The organism is Pseudomonas salomonii (assembly GCF_900107155.1).
In the GTDB taxonomy this organism is placed as follows: Bacteria; Pseudomonadota; Gammaproteobacteria; order Pseudomonadales; family Pseudomonadaceae; genus Aquipseudomonas; species Aquipseudomonas salomonii.
On the sequence record NZ_FNOX01000024.1, the window covers coordinates 18,222 to 36,910 of the forward strand.

Here is an 18,689-nt window from a genome sequence, read left to right on the forward strand (position 1 = left end):
TTGGAAGGCCGCAATAATAACGCACGCCTGCAAATACGTCGGCGGCCCCCTACAATAAATTCAGATTTGTCGGCTGCGGGGTAGTGGCAATTTGATCTTGCTGCCCTAGACTGCCCGGCATCATCAGGGAGTTGTAAACGTATGGTGCAGTTGCGGAGCTGGATGTTAGGGATTTCGTGTCTGATGGGCGTGGCGCAACTGGCGGTGGCGGACGATCCGCTGTTGGATCACCCACCCGCGGCAACCGCCGGCAACGGCAGTGAAGCCCGCGGTGTGTTACGGGCTCGCGACCAGGCGATGCTGGCCAGCGAGTTGTCCGGGCGAATCGTCGAGTTGCCGTTCAGCGAAGGTGAGTCGTTCAAAAAGGGCGAAACCCTGGCGCGTTTCGACTGCTCGGCCTACCAGGCCCAGTTGAATGCTGCCCAGGCTGCCAGCCGTGGCGCCGGTGAAGAGCTGGCCCATAACAAACAACTGGCGGCGCTTAATTCGGTAGGGCGCTTTGAAGTGGCCCGCGCCGAAGCCAAGCTCACCGAAACCCAGGCCCAGTCCCAGGTCTACCAGGTGCAGGTCAAACGCTGCAGCGTGCTGGCGCCGTTTGATGGCCAAGTGGTGCAGCGCAAGGTCCAGCGCTATGAAAGCGTGTCGGCCGGGGCGCCACTGCTGGAGATCGTCGACAACCACAGCCTCGAAATCCACCTGCTGGTGCCGTCGCGCTGGATGGGCAAACTCAAGCCCGGCCAGACCTTCGACTTCACCCCTGACGAAACCGGACAAGCGTTCAGCGCCACGGTCAAACGTCTGGGCGCGCGCATTGACGAGGGCAGCCAAACCTTGCTGCTGGTCGCGACCTTGCCCAACGCATCCGGCTTGATGGCTGGCATGAGCGGCACCGCCCACTTTGCGCAACTGCAATGAACGCACCGATACCGGGGCACATCGAGCGAGTGTTCGCGCAGTTTCTGGAGCTGGAGCGCCAGACTCGCGCGGCGCGCACCACCGAGCAACTGGCCTACAGCCTGGTCAATGATGGCCAGCCACTGTTTGGCTATCGGCATGCGGCGCTGTTGATCGCTGGCAAAGTGCAGGCGGTGACGGCGGTGAGCAGCGTCGACCCGAACGCGCCATTTGTAGCGCTCGTCGAGCAAGCGGTGGCGCAGTTGCACAAGCAGGCGCTGGGCCAGACGGCCCGCGTGGTCCCGGCTGAACAGTTGAGCGGCGCGATACAGGCCGATTGGCAAAGCCTGTCCGCCGGGCATGTGTTCTGGTTGCCGTTAAGCGACCCACAAGGCCGGGTGTTTGGCGGCCTGTGGCTGGCGCGTGATACGCCGTGGAGCCCTGCCGAGCAAGTCTTGCTGGCGCAGTTGGGTGACACCTACAGCCATGCCTGGCACGCGCTGCAACCGCGTCAGCTATGGCGGTTGCGCCTGACCCGCAAGCGCCAGGTGCTGGTGGTGATCGCGTTGCTGCTGATGCTGCTGATTCCAGTGCGCCAATCGGTATTGGCGCCGGCTGAAGTGGTGCCGCTGGCCGGGCAAGTGGTGGCGGCGCCGCTGGATGGGGTAATCGCCGAGTTTCTGGTCAAGCCCAACCAGGCGGTGAAAACCGGCGACCTGCTGCTGCGTTTTGAAAGCACCACGCTGACCGCCCAGGCGGATGTAGCGGCACGCGCCTTGGGCGTGGCCGAAGCCGAACTCAAGGCCAATTCCCAGCGGGCGTTCGCCGATGCCGAATCCAGCTCGCGCATCGACCTGTTGGCGGCCCGGGTCGAGCAAAAACGCGCCGAGCGTGATTACGCACGCGAACTGCTCAAGCGCAGCGAAGTACGCGCCGAGCGCGACGGCATCGCCGTATTTGCCGACGCCGAGCGCTGGACCGGCAAACCCGTGCAGACCGGCGAGCGCCTGCTACAGATTGCCGACCCGGCCCAGGCCGAGTTGCGCATCGAATTGGCAGTGGGCGATGCGATTGCCCTGGAGCCGAATGCCCAGGTCGCGCTGTTCCTTGACAGTGACCCGTTGCAACGCCACCTGGCGACCCTGCAACGGGCGGCCTACGAAGCGCAGCCCACGCCGGGCGGCCAGTTGTCTTATCGCCTGGATGCGCAGTTCGATGATGCCCCGCCGCGTATCGGCCTGCGTGGCACGGCGAAAATCTATGGCGACCGCGCGCCGCTGGCGTTGTACCTGTTGCGCCGGCCGCTGGCGGGCCTGCGCCAGAGCGTGGGCCTCTGATGAGCTTGCCCAAACTGCGTGAAGACCTGCAATTGTCCAGCGCTGGCGCGGCCCTGGACGGCTCGCCGCGCTGGACCTTGGCCGACCCGGTGCGCGGGCGCTATTTCAAACTCGGCGCCACGGCCATTCGCTTGCTGCGCCACTGGTCCCTGGGCGACCCGGAACGCGTCCTGCAAGCGGCCAACCGCGAGCCGGGCCTGGCGTTGGGGGGGAGTGAACTGGAGGAGTTGTTGAGCTTTCTGCGCGCCCATGACCTGATCGCCGCCCTCGACCCGCAGCAACGCGCCAGCTACCTCTACAAGGCCGCCGCCCGCAAACAAAGCCTGTGGCAGATATTGCTGCACCAGTACCTGTTCTTTCGCATTCCGCTGTGGCGCCCGGATGCGTTTCTGAACCGTGCGTGGCCGTGGCTGGCGCGCTTCGGGCCGGGATTGTTGCGCTACGGCCTGCCGATCATCCTCGGCCTGGGCGTGTTTCTGGTGGCGCGCGATTGGCAGCGCTTCCTGGCGACCTTCCCGCACCTGTTCAGCCTCGGCGGTGCCTTGGCCTTCGGCGTGGCGCTGTTCTTTGCCAAGCTGTGCCATGAATTCGGCCATGCCTTCATGGCCAAGCGCGCCGGTTGCCGAGTGCAAAGTATGGGCGTGGCGTTCATGGTGTTGCTGCCGATGTTCTACACCGACGTGAGCGATGCCTGGCGGGTCAACGACCGCCGTTCGCGTTTGATGATCGGCGCCGGCGGTGTGATGGCCGAGTTGCTGCTGGCCTGCATCGCCTTGCTGGCCTGGTCACTGCTGCCCGATGGCCCGGCGCGTACCGCAGCGTTCATGCTGGCCAGCGCCACCTGGCTGACTACCTTGGCGATCAACCTCAACCCCTTTATGCGCTTTGATGGTTACTTTTTGATCAGTGACTTGTGGGGCGTCGACAACCTGCAAGGCCGCGCCTTTGCGCTGTGTCGCTGGCGCCTGCGTGAGTGGCTGTTCGGCTACGGCGCGCCGGCGCCGGAGCCGTGGTCGCCGAAGATGCAGCGGCGGCTGTTGAGCTGGGGTTACCTGGCCTGGCTGTGGCGCGCGGTGTTGTTTTTGGGGATTGCGCTGGCGGTGTATCACCTGTTCTTCAAGCTGCTCGGGATCTTCCTGATGCTGGTGGAGTTGGTGTGGTTTATCTTCCTGCCGATCTTCAAGGAATGGCGCGAATGGTGGAGCCGCCGCAGCCAGGCTCACGCGCCACGCGTGTTGCTCAGCGGCTTGGCTTTGCTGATGATCGTGCTGGCGTTGGTGCTGCCGTGGCGCAGCGCCGTGGAGTTGCCGGCCATGCTTGAAGCGGGGCGCTCAAGTGCCTTGCATGCGCCGGTGGCCGCGCGGGTCAAGGCCTTGTCGGTGGTGGACGGGCAAGTGGTGAGCCAGGGCCAGGTGTTGATCGAGTTGGAGTCACCGGACCTGGATGCGCGGCAAAGCATCGTGCGCCGCGAAGTCGACATCCTGCAGTTGCAGATGCGCCGCCAGGCCGGGCGCAGCGAAACCGCAGCGGATGCCGGGATCAACGATCAGCGCCTGTCCCAGGCGCTGGCCGAATACCGAGGTTTGGCCGCCCAGCGCGAACGCCTGCTGTTGCGCGCGCCCCATGCCGGCACCGTGCGCGATCTGCTGCCGCAATTAAGCGTGGGCCGTTGGTTGTCGCCTAAAGACCCACTGGCGCAAGTGGTGGAAGACGGCGCACGGCTGCGCGGTTACCTGGCAGAAGCCGAGTTGTGGCGGGTGGCGCCGGGGGCGACCGGGCGGTTTATCGCCGATGACCCGATGCATGCAGCGATCGCGGTGGAGTTGACCGATATTGACGCCAACGGCGTGGCCTACCTGGATCAGGAGGCACTGGCTTCCGACCACCACGGGCCAATTGCCGTACGCCGCGATGAAAACCAGCGCCCGGAGCCGGTGCAAGCCCAGTACGGCGCCCGACTGCAAAGCCTGCAACCGATCGGCACGCCGCATCAACCGTTGCGCGGCAGGGTGGTGTTGCAAGGACGCAGTGAGTCGGTGCTGGGGGTGGCCTGGCGGCGTGCTGCGGCGTTGGGTGTGAGGGAAAGCGGGTTCTGACAGGAGTGCAGCGCAATGTTGAACAAGGATGGCACCTTGGCACAGGGCTTGGTGGTGCGCCCCTCACGCAGTACTGACGGGCCGTTTTTACACAGCCTCTACCGCTCGGCGCGTGCGGACTTGCAGTGGATCGACGGCGAGCAGGCGCTGGTGGAAGAGGTGATCGCCCAGCAGTTCCAGGTGCAGGAAAAAGGCATGGACGAACACTCCCCTGGCGCCCTGCATTACGTGGTGGAAAAACTCGGCACGCCCATCGGCGCGTTGAGTGCCGATTTTGGCCCGAATGAAATCCGTGTGTTGTACCTGGCCTTTATCCCCGCCGCCCGTGGCCAGGGCTTCGGCCGCGCAGTGCTGCAAGGCGTGCAGCAGGCTGCCACACAAGTGGGGTGCCCGGTGACGACGGTGGTGTGGGCGAGCAACCCCCATGCGCGCCAGCATTACCTGGCGCTGGGGTTTCGGGTGGAAGAACAAACGCCCGCTGCGCAGCGGTTGGTGTGGTACCCGTCTCAGTTGAAGACGATGCAGAAGTAACCACGCTGGCTGTCGCGGCCCATGGCCGGCTCGCGGGAGACAAACACGGGTTCCAGGCAGTTGGCCTCCAGTGGCAAGCGGCATAAGCCGTCGACAAACGTGGTGGGCGCAAGGCTTTCGAGCAACACCCTGAACGCTCCGCGCGGGCTGCCTGGCAGGCTGGCTTTGGGCGCATCGGTCAGGCTTTGGACCTGAATCGGCAGTGCCGAACCGTCCGGCAAATACAGCACACTGGTGCGGTTGAGCAATGGCCGGAAATGTTCCGGGGTGACCAGGTTCAACATGGCAGGCTCCGCGTCAGAAGTGCCGGGGCGGGGGAGCCCCGGCTAAAGGTTAACCGCGAGACGGAAAGATCCCGTTCAAGGCAATGCTGAAGTTGATCGCCAGGTACGGGTTCATGGTTGCCATGGGCTGGCCTTGGCCGGCGGGGCTGATTGCACCGCCAGTCACGGCGGTGCTTACGCCCTGCAGTGCGACCGGGGTGGCGCCTTGCTGGTCTGAATAGATCGAAGCACTGCCCGGCCCGCCGCCGGAAGCGCCGATAAAGGCGTTGGTGGCGCTGGGTGTCGTCACCGGGTTGCTGGCAGTGATGGCCAGTTGCACGGAGGTGGTGGCATTGAGCGATGTGGTGGCGTGGGTGTGGGTCGGCAGGTTGATCAGGGTGGCGGTCACTGATTCGGTGCCGGAGACCTCACCGATGACGCGTGCCGTCAGGCCCGCGCCGTTGCCTTGACCAATCGGCATTCGGCCTTGCAGGTTCGGCAGCATGAAGTTTTGTACGCCATTGCCGCCGTAAATCGTGCCGAGCAACGAGAACAGTGCCTGGTATTGGTTGAGGGGCAGGGTTTGACCCGCGCACAAGGCCCAGTCTCTGGGCGCGAAATCAAACGCAAAGGGTTGGATAGTGCCGATGAATACTTCCATTTATCGCTCATCCTTGTAGTGGCTTTACGGTGTGTGACGCCAATCGATCTGGTGTCATCGCACAGCGTAGTCGCAGGTTTTGCGCGCCGCCCGACGGTTGCAAAACAGCGAGCGAAACCGGGGCTTTTGTCCTAGAGTGGCGCTTGTTTGCGCATGTGCAGGTTTCGCCTCGGTAACGGGCGGTATTAGGGGAATTGAGGTGCGACGGTCTGTGGTAGAGCAAGACGACAAAGTGGGCGCGTTTCCCACAGCCAATCGCCTCTGGGCCGCCTGGGAAGGCGCCGGCTGGCTGAGCCGGTTATGGTGGGTGCCGATTCTGGCGCTGGCCATGGCCGTGCGTTTCTATGGCCTGACGGCTTCGGCGATCTGGGGCGACGAAGGCTCAAGCCTGTTGCTCAGCGAATACGCCATGGACGACCTGTGGTTTCACGCGGCCCATGATGTGCATCCGCCGCTGTACTTCTTCATGCTGCGCGGCTGGATCGGGCTGTTTGGCGACGGCATCTGGTCGATTCGCGGCATGAGTGCCCTGCCAGGTGTGTTGGCGGTGGGCCTTGGCATCTCACTCACGCGGCAACTGTCCACGCGGCGCGCTGCGGTGCTGGCGGGCATGCTGCTGGCGCTGTACCCAACGGCCGTGCGCTACAGCCAGGAAGTGCGCATGTATTCGCTGCTGGCCGTATGGCTGCTGGGCGCCACGCTGGCGCTGGTGTACTGGGTGCGTCAGCCTGAGCGCACGCGTTACCTGGCGGCCTATGTGCTGTTGATGGCGGCCGGTTTCTACACCCATTACTTCACCGCCCTGTGTGTGCTGGTGCATTGGGTGTGGCTGGGGGTGTTGTGGCCTTCTCAAGCGCGTGGCCAGCGACTGCTCCTGCGCCCGTCGTGGTGGTGCGCCAATGTGTTGATAGTGGCGCTGTACCTGCCTTGGTTGCCGAACCTGCTGGATCTGGTCCGCCACGTCGAGCAGCTCAAGGTCGGGGGTGATATCGGCTGGGAAGACCCGGTTTCGCTGATGTCCGTGCCGTCTATGATCTGGCAGTTCGTGCTCCAGGATGAAGGCATCGGTTTCTGGCAGCCGCTGTTCTGGCTGTTCCCCTCGCTCTTGATCGCCGTGGTGGGCATCACCACCTGGCGCGACCGCGAGCGTTATCGCCCGGCGTGCCTGCTGGCGTTGTTCTTTGTGCTGCCGCTGCTGCTGGTGTACGGCGTTTCGTTTATCTCACCGGTGTTTATCGAACGCTACCTCACGGTCTACGCGTTGGGCCTGCCGATTCTGCTGGCGCTGGCCATCGACCGCCTGCCGGCGCGCCTGGCGTGGCTCGGCGCGGCGTTGTTCGTGTTGTTCGCTGGGGTGGAGCTTCTGGGGCTCAAGAACAATTCCACGGTGGATGTGCATGACCAATTCAACGTGCCGGTGGAGTTCGTCAACCGTAATTACCAGGAAGACGACCGCATCGTCCTCAGCGACATGATGTGGTACCTCAGCTACGTGTATTACGACCAGACCGACGCCCAATTGCAGCTCTACACGCCGCCTAAACCCGACGGCACCTCGACTCGGCCGAATGCCTATGGCTTTGGCACCTTGGTGGATCAGGACGGCGGGCGCATTTACCTCGACCGGCTATCGGCCATACCTGCCGATACGCACCGTGTGTGGTTGATCAGCAGCACCGAGCCGCCGGATGATTTTGCGCCGATTCCTGAAGACTGGCGCGAGCTTTTGCGCCAGGACGGCGGTGGCGCTCGGGCGCGGCTGTTCGTGTTGTGCCGTGGGCCAGAGCCCTCGCAACCAGAGGGTTGTCGTTAAGATCCAATTGGCATTAACGGAATATCCAAATACTGGCAAATGACCACTAGTCGGCACTGCATTCCTCAGCTACGCTTCGCGCATAAATGGACTTTATCCGCCTAAGTGGTGATGGGATTGCAGTATCACTTTATCTCCGGGTTGCCGCGTTCCGGCTCAACCCTGCTCTCTGCCATCCTGCTGCAGAACCCGCGTTTTCACGCCGGTATGAGCAGCCCTGTAGGCACCTTGTTCAACGGTGTGCTGGGGCAATGCAGCGCCGGCAGTGAGTTTGGTTCGGTGATCGATCCCAATACCCGCCGCCGTTTGCTGCGCGGGTTGTTCGATTCCTACTATGCCGACAAGGCCTCTACCCCGATTGTCTTCGACACCAACCGCCAGTGGTGTGCGCGCATGCCCGCGCTGCATGACCTGTTCCCCCAAGCCAAAGTGATTGCCTGCGTGCGCAACGTCGCCTGGGTCATGGACAGCCTTGAGCGCCTGTACCGCGCCAACCCCTTTGAGAACACTCGGCTGTTCAACGACGACGTCGAGCGCAACACCGTCTACAGCCGTGTCGAGACCCTGGGCCAGCGCAATCGCCTGGTCGGCTATGCCTGGTCGGCGCTCAAAGAGGCGTATTACGGCGAAAACGCCGACGCCATGCTGGTTGTCGACTACGAATTGCTGTCCCAGGCGCCTGAACGGGTAATGCGACTGGTCTACGAATTTATCGGCGAGCCGTGGTTCGAGCATGACTTCGACAACCTCAGCTACGACGCGCCGGACTTCGACGAGGCCCTGGGCATGAGCGGCTTGCATCGGGTCAAACCCAAGGTCGCGCTGCAGCCGCGCCGCACCATCCTGCCGCCTGATCTCTTCGAGCAGTACGCACACATGGAATTCTGGCGCGACGGGTCTTTGAGCGCCGCCAATGTCATTCGCACCAAAGCCGACGCCGCGATCAACTGATCGCGGTTTTTCTACGGGTAACCGCTTTCGACGCACGGGTGAGCAGCATGTGGTGGAGCAAAGGGAAGGCACGTAACACAACACCAGGCGCTAAAACCCTGGCGACACCCATGATCATGTTCCTCGAACCGCGCATGCTGTTTGACGGCGCGGTCGCCGCCACCGTGGCCGATGCGGCCCAGGCCGACAGCCATGCCACCGCCGACGCGGCGGCCAAGGCGCAGACGGCCGAGCATGCCACCGCCAGCAAAGACACCCACGCACAATCCGATGCGCCCGCTACTCCGACGCCCGTTGCCGTGCCGGGCCAGACCGTGGTGTTCGTCGATGCGCGCGTCAAAGACTCCGCCGACTTGCTCAAAGGCGTCGCTCCCGGCACCCAGGTGGTGCAGCTGGACGCCAGCAAAGACGGCCTGCAACAGATCGCCGACTACCTGGGCAGCCACCAGGGCGTGAGTTCGGTGCAGATCATCGCCCACGGTAATTCGGGCGATTTGTGGTTGGGCAGCACCTACCTGTCGGCCGATAACGTCGCAGCCCGCAGCGCGGTACTGGCGCAGATCGGCCAGGACATGAACGCCGGCGGCGATATTCTGATTTATGCCTGCAACACCGCCGAGGGCGACAAAGGCATCAGCTTTGTCGACTCACTGGCCAGCCTGACCGGGCGCGATATTGCCGCCTCCAGCAACCGCACTGGCGCGGGCGGCGACTGGACACTTGAGGTTGCCAGCGGCTCGATCGAGAGCCATACGGCGCTGTCGTACCAGGGGATGTCGGGCTATCAGTACAGCCTGGCGACGATCACCGTGACCACCGGTGCCGACAGTGGCGCCGGTTCGTTGCGCGCGGCCCTGAGCAGTGCAGTGGCGGGCGATACCGTCACCTTCAGCACCGCAGGCATGACGGTCAACCTCAACACGCAGTTGGTGATTTCCAAGAACCTCACCATTGAAGGCGACCTGGACCACAACGGCACGCCTGATGTAACGATCAGCGGGCAGTACAAGACTCAGGTGCTTACGGTCAATTCAGGGGTTACCGCGACCCTGGACGGCCTGGTCATTACCAAGGGGCTGATGGCGGGCAACGGCGGCAATAGTGGTAGCGGTACTACGGCGCCCGGTTTGCTGGGCGCGGGGATCAGTAACTTCGGTAACCTGACCTTGAATAACGTCAGCGTGACCGCGAATGCCGCCTCGGGCGGCGGCGGCGGTGGTGGCGTGGCCGGTGGCGATGTCGGCGGTGGGGGTGGCGGTGGTGGCGCGGTGGGCGGTGGCACCGGCGGGCATGGTGGTATTGCCAGCCTCGCAGGTGGTATCTACGCCGGCACCGCGGGTACCGCCAACCAGGGCGGTGCCGGCGGCGGTTACCGCACCATGGGCGGTAAAGGCGGTACAAGCACCGGCGGTGCCGGCTCGACGGGCATTTACGGCTATACCAACGGTGCGTCTGGCGGCACGGCGGCATCCGGCGCCTTGTCGATCGGCGGTGGTGGCGGCGGCTCCGGCTGGAGTGCGACCGGTGGCAAGGGCGGCGCAGCGGCTGGCGGTATCTATAACGCCAGCGGCGCCACCTTGACTGTCGTTGGCACCAGCTCGATTACCGGTAACATCGGTGCTGGCGGCGGTGGTGGCGGCGGTTCGGCGGCTGGCAGCGGCATCACGCTGAACGGCGGTGACGGTGGCCTGGGTGTCGGTGCCATCTGGAACAAAGGCACGGTATTGATCACAGCGAGCAACTTCGCGGCACTGGGCGGTTCGGCCAACACCGGTGCCAGCGGCAACGGTGGCTTTTCCACCGCCGCCACGGCCGGTAATAAACCGACAGCAGTCAACGGTCTGTACAACGACATTGGCGGTACGGCGAACACCGCCTACAACCCGGCACCGACCGCCACCATCGTGGTCGGCAGCGCCGCCCAGCACATCGGCAGCACCTCACTGGTGACCATTACCTTCAACCAGGCGGTGACCGGCTTTACCAATGCCGACCTGACCGTGGCCAACGGTACCCTGGGCCCGGTCAGTACCAGCGACGGCGGTATTACCTACACAGCGACCTTTACACCCAGCACCAACGTCACCAGCGCCACCAACCAAATCGTCCTCGACAACACCGGCGTCAACAGTGTGGCAACAGGTACGGCGGGCGCTGGCACCACCTCGTCCAACAACTACAGCGTTGACACCACGCGGCCGACCGCAACCATCGCGGTGGTTGCGCCTACGCTGAGCACCACGGTCAACTCGACAGTCAATATTACCTTCAGCGAAGCCGTGTCCGGTTTCAGCTTGACTGATATGTCGGCCACCAACGGCACCCTGAGCAACCTGGCCACCAGCGACAATATTCACTGGACCGCCACCCTGACGCCGAACGCCGGCAACACCAGCAGTGGCAATGTGGTGACGCTGGACAACGCCCTCTATACCGACGTTGCAACCAACGCAGGCAGCGGCACGACCACCTCCAATACCTATGGCATCGATACGCTGCGGCCGACCGCCAGTATCGTGGTGGACACTACCACGCTGAACATCGGCGGAACCTCCCTGGTGACCATCACCTTCAGCGAGGCCGTCACCGGCCTTACCTCGGCTGATTTGACCGTTGCCAACGGCACCGTCAGTGGGCTCAGCAGCGGCGATGGCGGTGTGACCTGGACCGGCACACTCGCGGCCACCGCCGGCATCACCGACACCACCAACGTGATCACCCTGGCCAACAACGGCGTCAGCGACGCGGCCGGCAATGCGGGCACCGGCACCACCGACTCCAACAACTACGTCATCGACACGCAGCGACCGACCGCAACCATCGTGGTCGCCGACAACGCATTGAAGCTCGGTGAGACCTCGCTGGTGACCATCACCTTCTCCGAAGCGGTCACCGGTTTCACCAACGCCGACCTGACTGTTGCCAACGGCACCTTGACCGCCGTCAGCAGCGGCAACGGTGGCATCACCTGGACCGCGACCTTCACGCCGACCAGCAACATCACCGACACCACCAACCTGATCACCCTGGATAACACCGGCGTCAGCGACGGGGCCGGCAACACCGGCACCGGCAGCACCACCTCCAACAACTATGCGGTCGACACACAACGGCCAACGGCAACGATTGTGCTGGCCGACCCCGCGCTGAAAATCGGCGGTACCTCGCTGGTGACCATCACCTTCAGCGAAGCAGTCACCGGCCTCACCAACGCCGACCTGACCATCGCCAATGGCACCTTGACCGCTGTGAGCAGCGCCGACGGCGGCGTTACCTGGACCGCGACCTTTACGCCAGACAGCAACATCACCGACAGCACCAACCTCATCACTCTGGACAACACCGGCATTGCTGACCAGGCTGGCAACGCCGGCAGCGGCACGACCGATTCCAACAATTACGCCATCGATACCCAGCGCCCGACCGCGAGCATTATTTTGGCCGACCCGACGCTGAGCGCGGGCGAAACCTCGTTGGTGACCATTACCTTTTCCGAAGCGGTCACTGGGTTCACCAACGCCGACCTGACCATTGCCAACGGCACCTTGAGCGCGGTCAGCAGCGCCGACGGCGGCATCACCTGGACCGCGACCTTCACGCCAACGGCGAATATGCGCAGCACCACCAACATCATCACGCTGCAGAACACCGGCGTGAGTGACTTGGCAGGTAACGGTGGTTTTGGCACATCCAACTCCGGCAACTACGTAATCGATACCAGGGCCCCGACTGCAACCATCGTGGTCGCAGACAACTCGCTGACCATCGGCGAGACCTCGCTGGTGACCATCACCTTCTCCGAAGCGGTTACCGGTTTCACCAACGCCGACCTGACCATCGCCAATGGCACCTTATCGGCGGTGAGCAGTGCTGACGGCGGTATTACCTGGACCGCGACGCTGACACCGACCAATGCCATCACCGACACCGCCAACCTGATCACGCTGGACAACAGCGGCGTACAAAACGGCTCGGGTAACACTGGCGTCGGCACCACCCACTCCAATAATTACGCGATCGATACCCAGCGACCCACGGCCACTATCGCGGTGGCCGACAGCGCATTGGCGATTGGCGAGACGTCACAGGTGATTATCACCTTCTCCGAGGCGGTCACTGGTTTCACCAACGCCGACCTGACCATCGCCAACGGCACCCTGAGCGCAGTGAGCAGCAGCGATGGCGGCCTTACCTGGACCGCGACCTTTACGCCGACCAGCAACGTCACCGACAGCACCAACCTGATCACCCTGGACAACACCGGCATTGCTGACCAGGCGGGCAACGCCGGCAGCGGCACCACCGACTCCAACAACTATGCAATCGACAGCCAGCGGCCCACCGCGACCATCGTGATTGCCGACCCGTCCTTGAGCGCCGGCGAAACCACCTTGGTTACGGTGACCTTCTCCGAAGCGGTGACGGGTTTCGACAACAGCGACCTGAGCGTCGCCAACGGTATTTTGAGTGCAGTCAGCAGCAGCGATGGCGGCATCACCTGGACGGCGACCTTCACGCCGACGGTCGGCGTTCGGGACGCCACCAACCTGATCACCTTGAACAACAGTGGCGTCAGCGATATTGCCGGTAACGTCGGCACCGGCACGACCAACTCCGGCAACTACACCATCGATACGGTGTTGCCGACCGCCAGCATCGTGGTTGCCGATAACGTCCTCAAAGCCGGCGAGACATCCCTGGTGACCATCACCTTCAGCGAAGCGGTGAGCGGTTTCACCAACGCCGACCTGACCATTGCCAACGGTACCTTGAGCGCCGTCAGCAGTAGCGATGGCGGTATCACCTGGACGGCAAGCCTCACCCCGACCAGCAACATCACCGACAGCACCAACCTGATCACGCTGGATAACCGCGGCGTACAAAACGTTTCGGGTAATGCCGGTGCAGGTACCACCGGCTCCAACAACTACGCGATTGATACCCAGCGCCCAACCGCCACTGTCGTGGTCGCCCAACCGACGCTTGCCGTCGGCCAGTCGACTCAGGTAACGGTGACGTTCTCCGAGGCGGTCACAGGCTTTACCAACGCGGACCTGACCATCGCCAACGGCACCTTGAGCGCGGTAAGCAGCAGCGATGGCGGTATCACCTGGACCGCAATGTTCACACCGGCTGCCGGTATCACGGCCACCCGCGACCTGATCACGTTGAATAACACCGGTGTCAACGACCTGACGGGCAACGCGGGCACGGGTACCACAGACTCCAACACTTACAGCATCGACACCCAGCCGCCGACTGCCACCATCGTGATTGCCAACCCGCTCCTGACTGCCGGTGGCACCAGCCTCGTAACCGTGACTTTTTCGGAGCCGGTGACGGGGTTCAACAACAGTGACCTGATGGTGGGCAACGGCAGCCTCAGCACAATGACGTCCAGCGATGGCGGGCGCACCTGGACTGGGGTATTTACACCCATCGATGGCATTCAGGCCAGCAGCAATGTCATTACGCTGAACAACTACGGTGTGAAGGATCTTGCAGGCAACGACGGTTCGGGTTGGACCAGCTCCAATACGTTCAACATCCAGACCTCACACCCTACCGCGACCCTCGAGATCTACGATACGGTCATCGGTAAGGACGAAATACAGATCGTAACGGTGCGTTTCTCCGAGGCGGTGCAGGGCTTCAACCTCAGCAGTCTGCAGGCTCCGAATGGCACTTTCAGCCAATTTACCCGTTACAGCGACACGCTTTACACCGCAGTATTCACGCCGAATGCAAACGTGACGGCCGCCAACAATGTGATCACCCTGGACACCAGCAGCGTTCAAAACGCCGCCGGCAATAGAGGCATTGTGAACGCGGTGTCGCCGGTGTTTGCCGTCGATACGGTTATACCCACGTTTACCTGGACGCTGTCCGACAAGTTGCTGGAACCGGGCGAGACCGCCACCGTCACCGTGACCTTTTCCGAGCCAGTCACCGGCTTTGACAACCGCGCCATTCTCAATCTGCAAGCGGCCACATTGAGTCCGTTCTACAGCCTCGACGGCGGCATGACCTGGCAGGCGACACTGACGCCGACGCCGGGCGCGGGTTCCTCGGGCAGCTACCTGATTGGTTTGTCCCTGGCTTACGTCAAGGACTTGGCCGGCAACACCAACTATTCGTTCGATACCAGCTCAATGATCGCCTACACGGTTGATCACGCGCCGCTCAGTTCCAATGTCTACCTGAGCTCCGAGCGTTTGGCGGTCGGCGGATCGAGCACCGTTTCCATCTACTTCAACAAGGCTGTAACCAACTTTGACCTGAGCGACCTCAGCGCCGACAACGGCGTGCTGTCCAACCTGCACACCAGTGATGGTGGTATCAGCTGGCAGGCAACACTGACGCCCTTCGCCAATACCACCAGTGCCCAAAACGTGGTGCGGCTCAACAACGCCGGCGTGACCTACTACGGCGGCAGCACCGGTGCAGGTATCACCACTTCGCGCAACTACACGGTCGATACCCAACGCCCGACCTCCACCATTGTGGTCGACAAGACCAGCCTGGGCGGCAGCGAGAAGGCCACCGTGACCATTACCTTCAGTGAAGCCGTTGAGTTCTACAACAGCCCACAGGCGCAGAACGCATGGCTCAGCGGCCTGAAAAGCGTGGACGGCGGCATCACCTGGACCGCTACGCTCACGCCGCAGCGCTACATCGAAGACACCCGCAACGTGGTGAGCCTGGACAATACCCAAGTGCATGACCTCAGCGGCAACGCGGGCCTGGGGACCAGTACGTCGAACACCTACGCGATCGATACCCGCCCGGCCACTGCCACGATTGTGGTCGACAAGGCCGAGCTTGCCGGCGGCGAAACGGCCAACGTCACGATCACCTTCAACGAGGCGGTGTCGGGCTTGAAACTGGGCAACCTGAGTGTCGCCAGTGGCGTGTTGAGCAACTTGAAAAGTGTCGATGGCGGCATCACCTGGACCGCCACGCTGACGCCTAAAGATCATCTGCAGAACGGGTATGACACGGTAGTACTGGATGGCAAAGGGATAATGGATGCGGCAGGCAACTCGTCAGCCAGCACGTATGCCTACTCGAGTTATTTTGCCGTCGATACCCAAGGCCCGCAGGTGTACATCGAGGTATCGGATACCCAGCTCAAGGCCGGGCAGGGCACCCAGGTGTTTATCTGGTTCAGCGAACCCGTGCGCGGCTTCGACCTGTCCAGCCTGAAGGTGCAGAACGGCAGCCTGTCCAACCTGCAAAGCGGCGAGGGCGGCTACTACTGGACTGCGACCCTGACGCCGAGCAACAACGTCAACAACAGCAGCAACGTCATCCGCATCGACAACAGCACTATCCGCGACCTGGCCGGTAACGCCGGCGCAGGCATCAGCCAGTCCAATGCCTATGCCATCAACAGTGTCACGGTCACCGCCGATCCGCTGACCTTGACCGGCGGCGTTGCCAGGCCGGTGATCGACACGACGTACCTGCCGCTGCAACCGGGCATCTTCACCCCGCCCACCGGCAACCTCGGCTCACCGCTGACGTTCGCGCCGCTGTTTGAGCCGCGCGTACTGGGCGACGGCATGCGCCCGCTGGGCGACATCTTTATCAACAACGGCGCCACCAGCCCGAGCTTTATCGCGCAGGTGTTCACCAGCAACGACAACGTCGGCGACGGTTCCGGCAAAGGTTTCCTGGGCTTTGGCGGCGGCGATGGCGGAGTGTTTGGTTCCAGCACCTTGTCGAGCCTGTTCAACCGTGAAACCGGCGCAGACGACAGCGCTCTCAAGGCGTTCGACAGCCAATCGATCAAAGGCCAGGGCGACCCGGCCCATGGGCTGCGCGGCGTCTTTGGCGCGCCAACCCTCGGTCAGCAATTGCAGCAGATCAAAGACACCGAACAACGCCAGGTGATCGACCTGGCGCACGCACTGCAACAAGTCGGCATCAGCGAAATGCAGGCTTGAAGACACTTAATCAAGGCGCAGGAACAGGGGCAGTCCACGGATGAAAACAGGTCATAAGTTGTTCGGCGCCAGCTTGCTGGCGCTGGCGATCAGCGGTTGCGCGGTCACCAGTGAGCCGATTGAACGCAGTGTCAGCGAGCAGCGAGCCCGCAGCGATCTGCAAGGCATGTACAAGGACCAGGAGCCGTTAAGTGGCCCATTGACGCTGCACCAGGCCATGGCCCGTGCAGTGAAATACAACCTCGAAGGCCGTTTGAAAGTGATGGAAGAGGCCCTGGCCAAACGCCAATCGGACCTCTCGAGTTTTGACATGCTGCCGCGCATGGCGCTGTCGGCAGGCTACGCCGGGCGCAACAACACCAACGCCTCCAGCAGCCAGAGCGTGCTCACCGGCACCCAGTCCCTGGAACCCTCGACCTCCCAGGACCGCGACCGCCGCGTGGCCGATTTGACCATGGTGTGGAACGTGCTCGACTTCGGCGTCAGCTACATCAGCGCCAAGCAGCAGGGCGACCAGCGCCTGATCATCCAGGAGCGCCGGCGCAAGGTGATCAACACCATCGTCCAGGACGTGCGCTCTGCGTATTGGCGCGCCGTGGCGGCCGAGCGTTTGCTGGGCCAGATCGACAGCCTGATGGCCCGCGTCGACCAGGCCCAGAGCAACAGCCAGAGCATGAGCGAACAACGCATCGGCGACCCGGTGCAGGCCCTCGGTTACCAGCGCTCGCTGATCGAAGCCACGCGCCAATTGCAGGAGCAGCGCCGCGCGTTGTCCCTGGCCAAGACCGAACTGGCCACCTTGATCAACCTGCCCATGGGCACCGACCTCAAGCTGGCCACGCCGGATAACTACAGCGTGCCTGAGCTGAAGGTCAACCTGGCAAGCCTGGAGCAGGAAGCCCTGGCCAACCGCCCCGAACTGCGCGAGCAGGACTACCAGACCCGTATCAGCGCCGCCGAAACCCGCAAAGCCATGCTGCGCCTGCTGCCCGGCCTGGAGTTCTCGGCGGGTGGGCATTACGACAGCAACTCGTTCCTCACCGACAACCGCTGGGCCGATTACGGCGCCAAGATCACCTGGAATCTGTTCAACGTGATTTCCGCGCCCGCTGCCATCGACGTCGCCAAGGCCGGTGAAGAAGTCGCCACCGCCCGGCGTCAGGCGATGTCCATCGCCGTATTGGCGCAAATCTACGTGGCCAACGCCAACTACCAGGACGCCGTGCGCCAGTTCAAGACCAACGACCAGTTGGCCAACATCGACGGGCAAATCCTCACCCAACTGCGCAACCGCCACGAAGCGGCTGGCCTGGGCGAACTCGACCTGATCCAGGGCGAACTCAATACCCTGCAAGCCGACCTGCGCCGCGACCTGGCCTACGCCGACCTGCGCAACGCCTACGGCCAGATCTTCGCCAGTGCCGGGCTCGACCCACTGCCCGAACAACTGGATTCGGACCGCGTGCAAGCCATTGCCACCGCCTTGGCCAGCCGCGAGTCGGCGTGGGCTGCGGGTAACATCACCACGCCAGTGCCACGCGCCGTCGTCAAGTAAGCAAGCGACACTGACGGCGAGTTCCCCTCGCCGTCAGCCTGGCGGGCGCGTGGGTTAGACTCAGGAAAACCACCTTCCATGGAGCCTGCCATGGAATCGCCTGTGCATAGCTTGCCGTCACTGTTCAAACAGCTCGGCCTGCCGCATGACCCGGTAAGTATTGAGCGGTTTGTGGCGGTGCATTCGCCGCTGAAGCCCGAATTACATCTCGCGGATGCGTTCTTTTGGACGCCCGGCCAGAAGGCGTTTCTGCGCGAAGAAATTCTCGACGATGCGGATTGGGCTGAGGTGGTGGATGAGCTGAATCTGTTACTGCGGGAAGGGCGCGGGGTGTAAAAAATGTGGGAGGACCCGCCACCTCTTCGATGTAGCGCTGTCGCGCATCAAACTGGTTCATCGTAAGGTTGAAGAACGCGGGCGGGGCAAAGGCCGTAACCAGCACTGGTGTGTCAGCACCCGAGTGGGAGAGTGGCCTGCACGGTATCGGCGTGGAGTCATTGTCGGCACAGCAAGCTGTGACCACGTATAAGAGAGTGAATCCGCTCGCCACCGTGTACCCCGCCCGCGTCATTCAATCCTGCGAGGAATTGTCATGACGCGCAAGAACCAAAAACGTTTTGAGGTCATCCACCCTGACTG

The 18,689-nt window shown here is 62.9% G+C and carries 11 protein-coding genes; 9 read left to right on the forward strand and 2 right to left on the reverse strand.

What is annotated here, in order from left to right; genetic code table 11:
- Window positions 1-141 precede the first annotated feature (141 nt).
- Genes BLV67_RS31400 through BLV67_RS31415 form a run of 4 tightly spaced genes read left to right on the forward strand, consistent with a single transcriptional unit; the run spans window position 142 to window position 4,858 of the window.
- Window positions 142-915, forward strand: a complete 774-nt coding sequence (locus BLV67_RS31400; protein WP_065931506.1) for an efflux RND transporter periplasmic adaptor subunit — start codon at window positions 142-144, stop codon at window positions 913-915.
- Complete coding sequence (locus BLV67_RS31405; protein WP_069786427.1) at window positions 912-2,231, forward strand: efflux RND transporter periplasmic adaptor subunit; 1,320 nt, start codon at window positions 912-914, stop codon at window positions 2,229-2,231. The genes BLV67_RS31400 and BLV67_RS31405 overlap by 4 nt, the downstream gene beginning before the upstream one ends.
- Window positions 2,231-4,327, forward strand: coding sequence for a site-2 protease family protein (locus BLV67_RS31410; protein WP_069786426.1), 2,097 nt, complete (start codon window positions 2,231-2,233; stop codon window positions 4,325-4,327). Before BLV67_RS31405 ends, BLV67_RS31410 begins: the two co-directional genes overlap by 1 nt.
- Before the next feature lie 15 nt (window positions 4,328-4,342).
- Window positions 4,343-4,858: a GNAT family N-acetyltransferase gene (locus BLV67_RS31415; protein WP_069786425.1), complete on the forward strand. Its 516-nt coding sequence runs from the start codon at window positions 4,343-4,345 to the stop codon at window positions 4,856-4,858.
- Here BLV67_RS31415 and BLV67_RS31420 read toward each other — a convergent pair.
- Both BLV67_RS31420 and BLV67_RS31425 read right to left on the reverse strand, forming a co-directional pair.
- Complete coding sequence (locus BLV67_RS31420) at window positions 4,834-5,142, reverse strand: hypothetical protein (protein ID WP_065931510.1); 309 nt, start codon at window positions 5,140-5,142, stop codon at window positions 4,834-4,836. The two genes, BLV67_RS31415 and BLV67_RS31420, sit on opposite strands and share 25 nt — an antisense overlap.
- A gap of 49 nt (window positions 5,143-5,191) precedes the next feature.
- Window positions 5,192-5,782 carry a phage tail protein gene (locus BLV67_RS31425; RefSeq protein ID WP_065931511.1) on the reverse strand — a complete coding sequence of 197 codons (591 nt, stop codon included), beginning with the start codon at window positions 5,780-5,782 and terminating at the stop codon, window positions 5,192-5,194.
- Between the two features lie 199 nt (window positions 5,783-5,981).
- On the opposite strand from BLV67_RS31425, the gene BLV67_RS31430 reads away from it, so the two are divergent.
- From BLV67_RS31430 to BLV67_RS31450, 5 genes are all read left to right on the forward strand, one after another.
- Entirely contained in the window at window positions 5,982-7,595 is a 1,614-nt protein-coding gene (locus tag BLV67_RS31430) for a glycosyltransferase family 39 protein (protein ID WP_069786424.1), read from the forward strand.
- Between the two features lie 111 nt (window positions 7,596-7,706).
- Window positions 7,707-8,546, forward strand: coding sequence for a sulfotransferase family protein (locus BLV67_RS31435; protein ID WP_065931513.1), 840 nt, complete (start codon window positions 7,707-7,709; stop codon window positions 8,544-8,546).
- 47 nt (window positions 8,547-8,593) lie between these two features.
- A complete protein-coding gene (locus BLV67_RS31440) occupies window positions 8,594-16,495 on the forward strand; it encodes an Ig-like domain-containing protein (RefSeq protein ID WP_083269328.1) in 7,902 nt (2,633 codons plus the stop codon).
- Between the two features lie 40 nt (window positions 16,496-16,535).
- Window positions 16,536-18,050: a TolC family protein gene (locus BLV67_RS31445; RefSeq protein ID WP_017136601.1), complete on the forward strand. Its 1,515-nt coding sequence runs from the start codon at window positions 16,536-16,538 to the stop codon at window positions 18,048-18,050.
- A 90-nt stretch (window positions 18,051-18,140) separates the two neighbouring features.
- Window positions 18,141-18,386, forward strand: coding sequence for a DUF2789 domain-containing protein (locus BLV67_RS31450; RefSeq protein ID WP_017136600.1), 246 nt, complete (start codon window positions 18,141-18,143; stop codon window positions 18,384-18,386).
- Window positions 18,387-18,689 lie beyond the last annotated feature (303 nt).

Excerpts from the sequence above, each read along its gene's own strand:
- BLV67_RS31435 (WP_065931513.1), top strand. The coding sequence starts at position 7,707 with ATGGGATTGCAGTATCACTTTATCTCCGGGTTGCCGCGTTCCGGCTCA.
- BLV67_RS31440 (WP_083269328.1), top strand. The coding sequence starts at position 8,594 with ATGTGGTGGAGCAAAGGGAAGGCACGTAACACAACACCAGGCGCTAAA.
- BLV67_RS31445 (WP_017136601.1), top strand. The coding sequence starts at position 16,536 with ATGAAAACAGGTCATAAGTTGTTCGGCGCCAGCTTGCTGGCGCTGGCG.
- BLV67_RS31405 (WP_069786427.1), top strand. The coding sequence starts at position 912 with ATGAACGCACCGATACCGGGGCACATCGAGCGAGTGTTCGCGCAGTTT.
- BLV67_RS31420 (WP_065931510.1), bottom strand. The coding sequence starts at position 5,142 with ATGTTGAACCTGGTCACCCCGGAACATTTCCGGCCATTGCTCAACCGC.
- BLV67_RS31410 (WP_069786426.1), top strand. The coding sequence starts at position 2,231 with ATGAGCTTGCCCAAACTGCGTGAAGACCTGCAATTGTCCAGCGCTGGC.
- BLV67_RS31415 (WP_069786425.1), top strand. The coding sequence starts at position 4,343 with ATGTTGAACAAGGATGGCACCTTGGCACAGGGCTTGGTGGTGCGCCCC.
- BLV67_RS31450 (WP_017136600.1), top strand. The coding sequence starts at position 18,141 with ATGGAATCGCCTGTGCATAGCTTGCCGTCACTGTTCAAACAGCTCGGC.
- BLV67_RS31400 (WP_065931506.1), top strand. The coding sequence starts at position 142 with ATGGTGCAGTTGCGGAGCTGGATGTTAGGGATTTCGTGTCTGATGGGC.
- BLV67_RS31425 (WP_065931511.1), bottom strand. The coding sequence starts at position 5,782 with ATGGAAGTATTCATCGGCACTATCCAACCCTTTGCGTTTGATTTCGCG.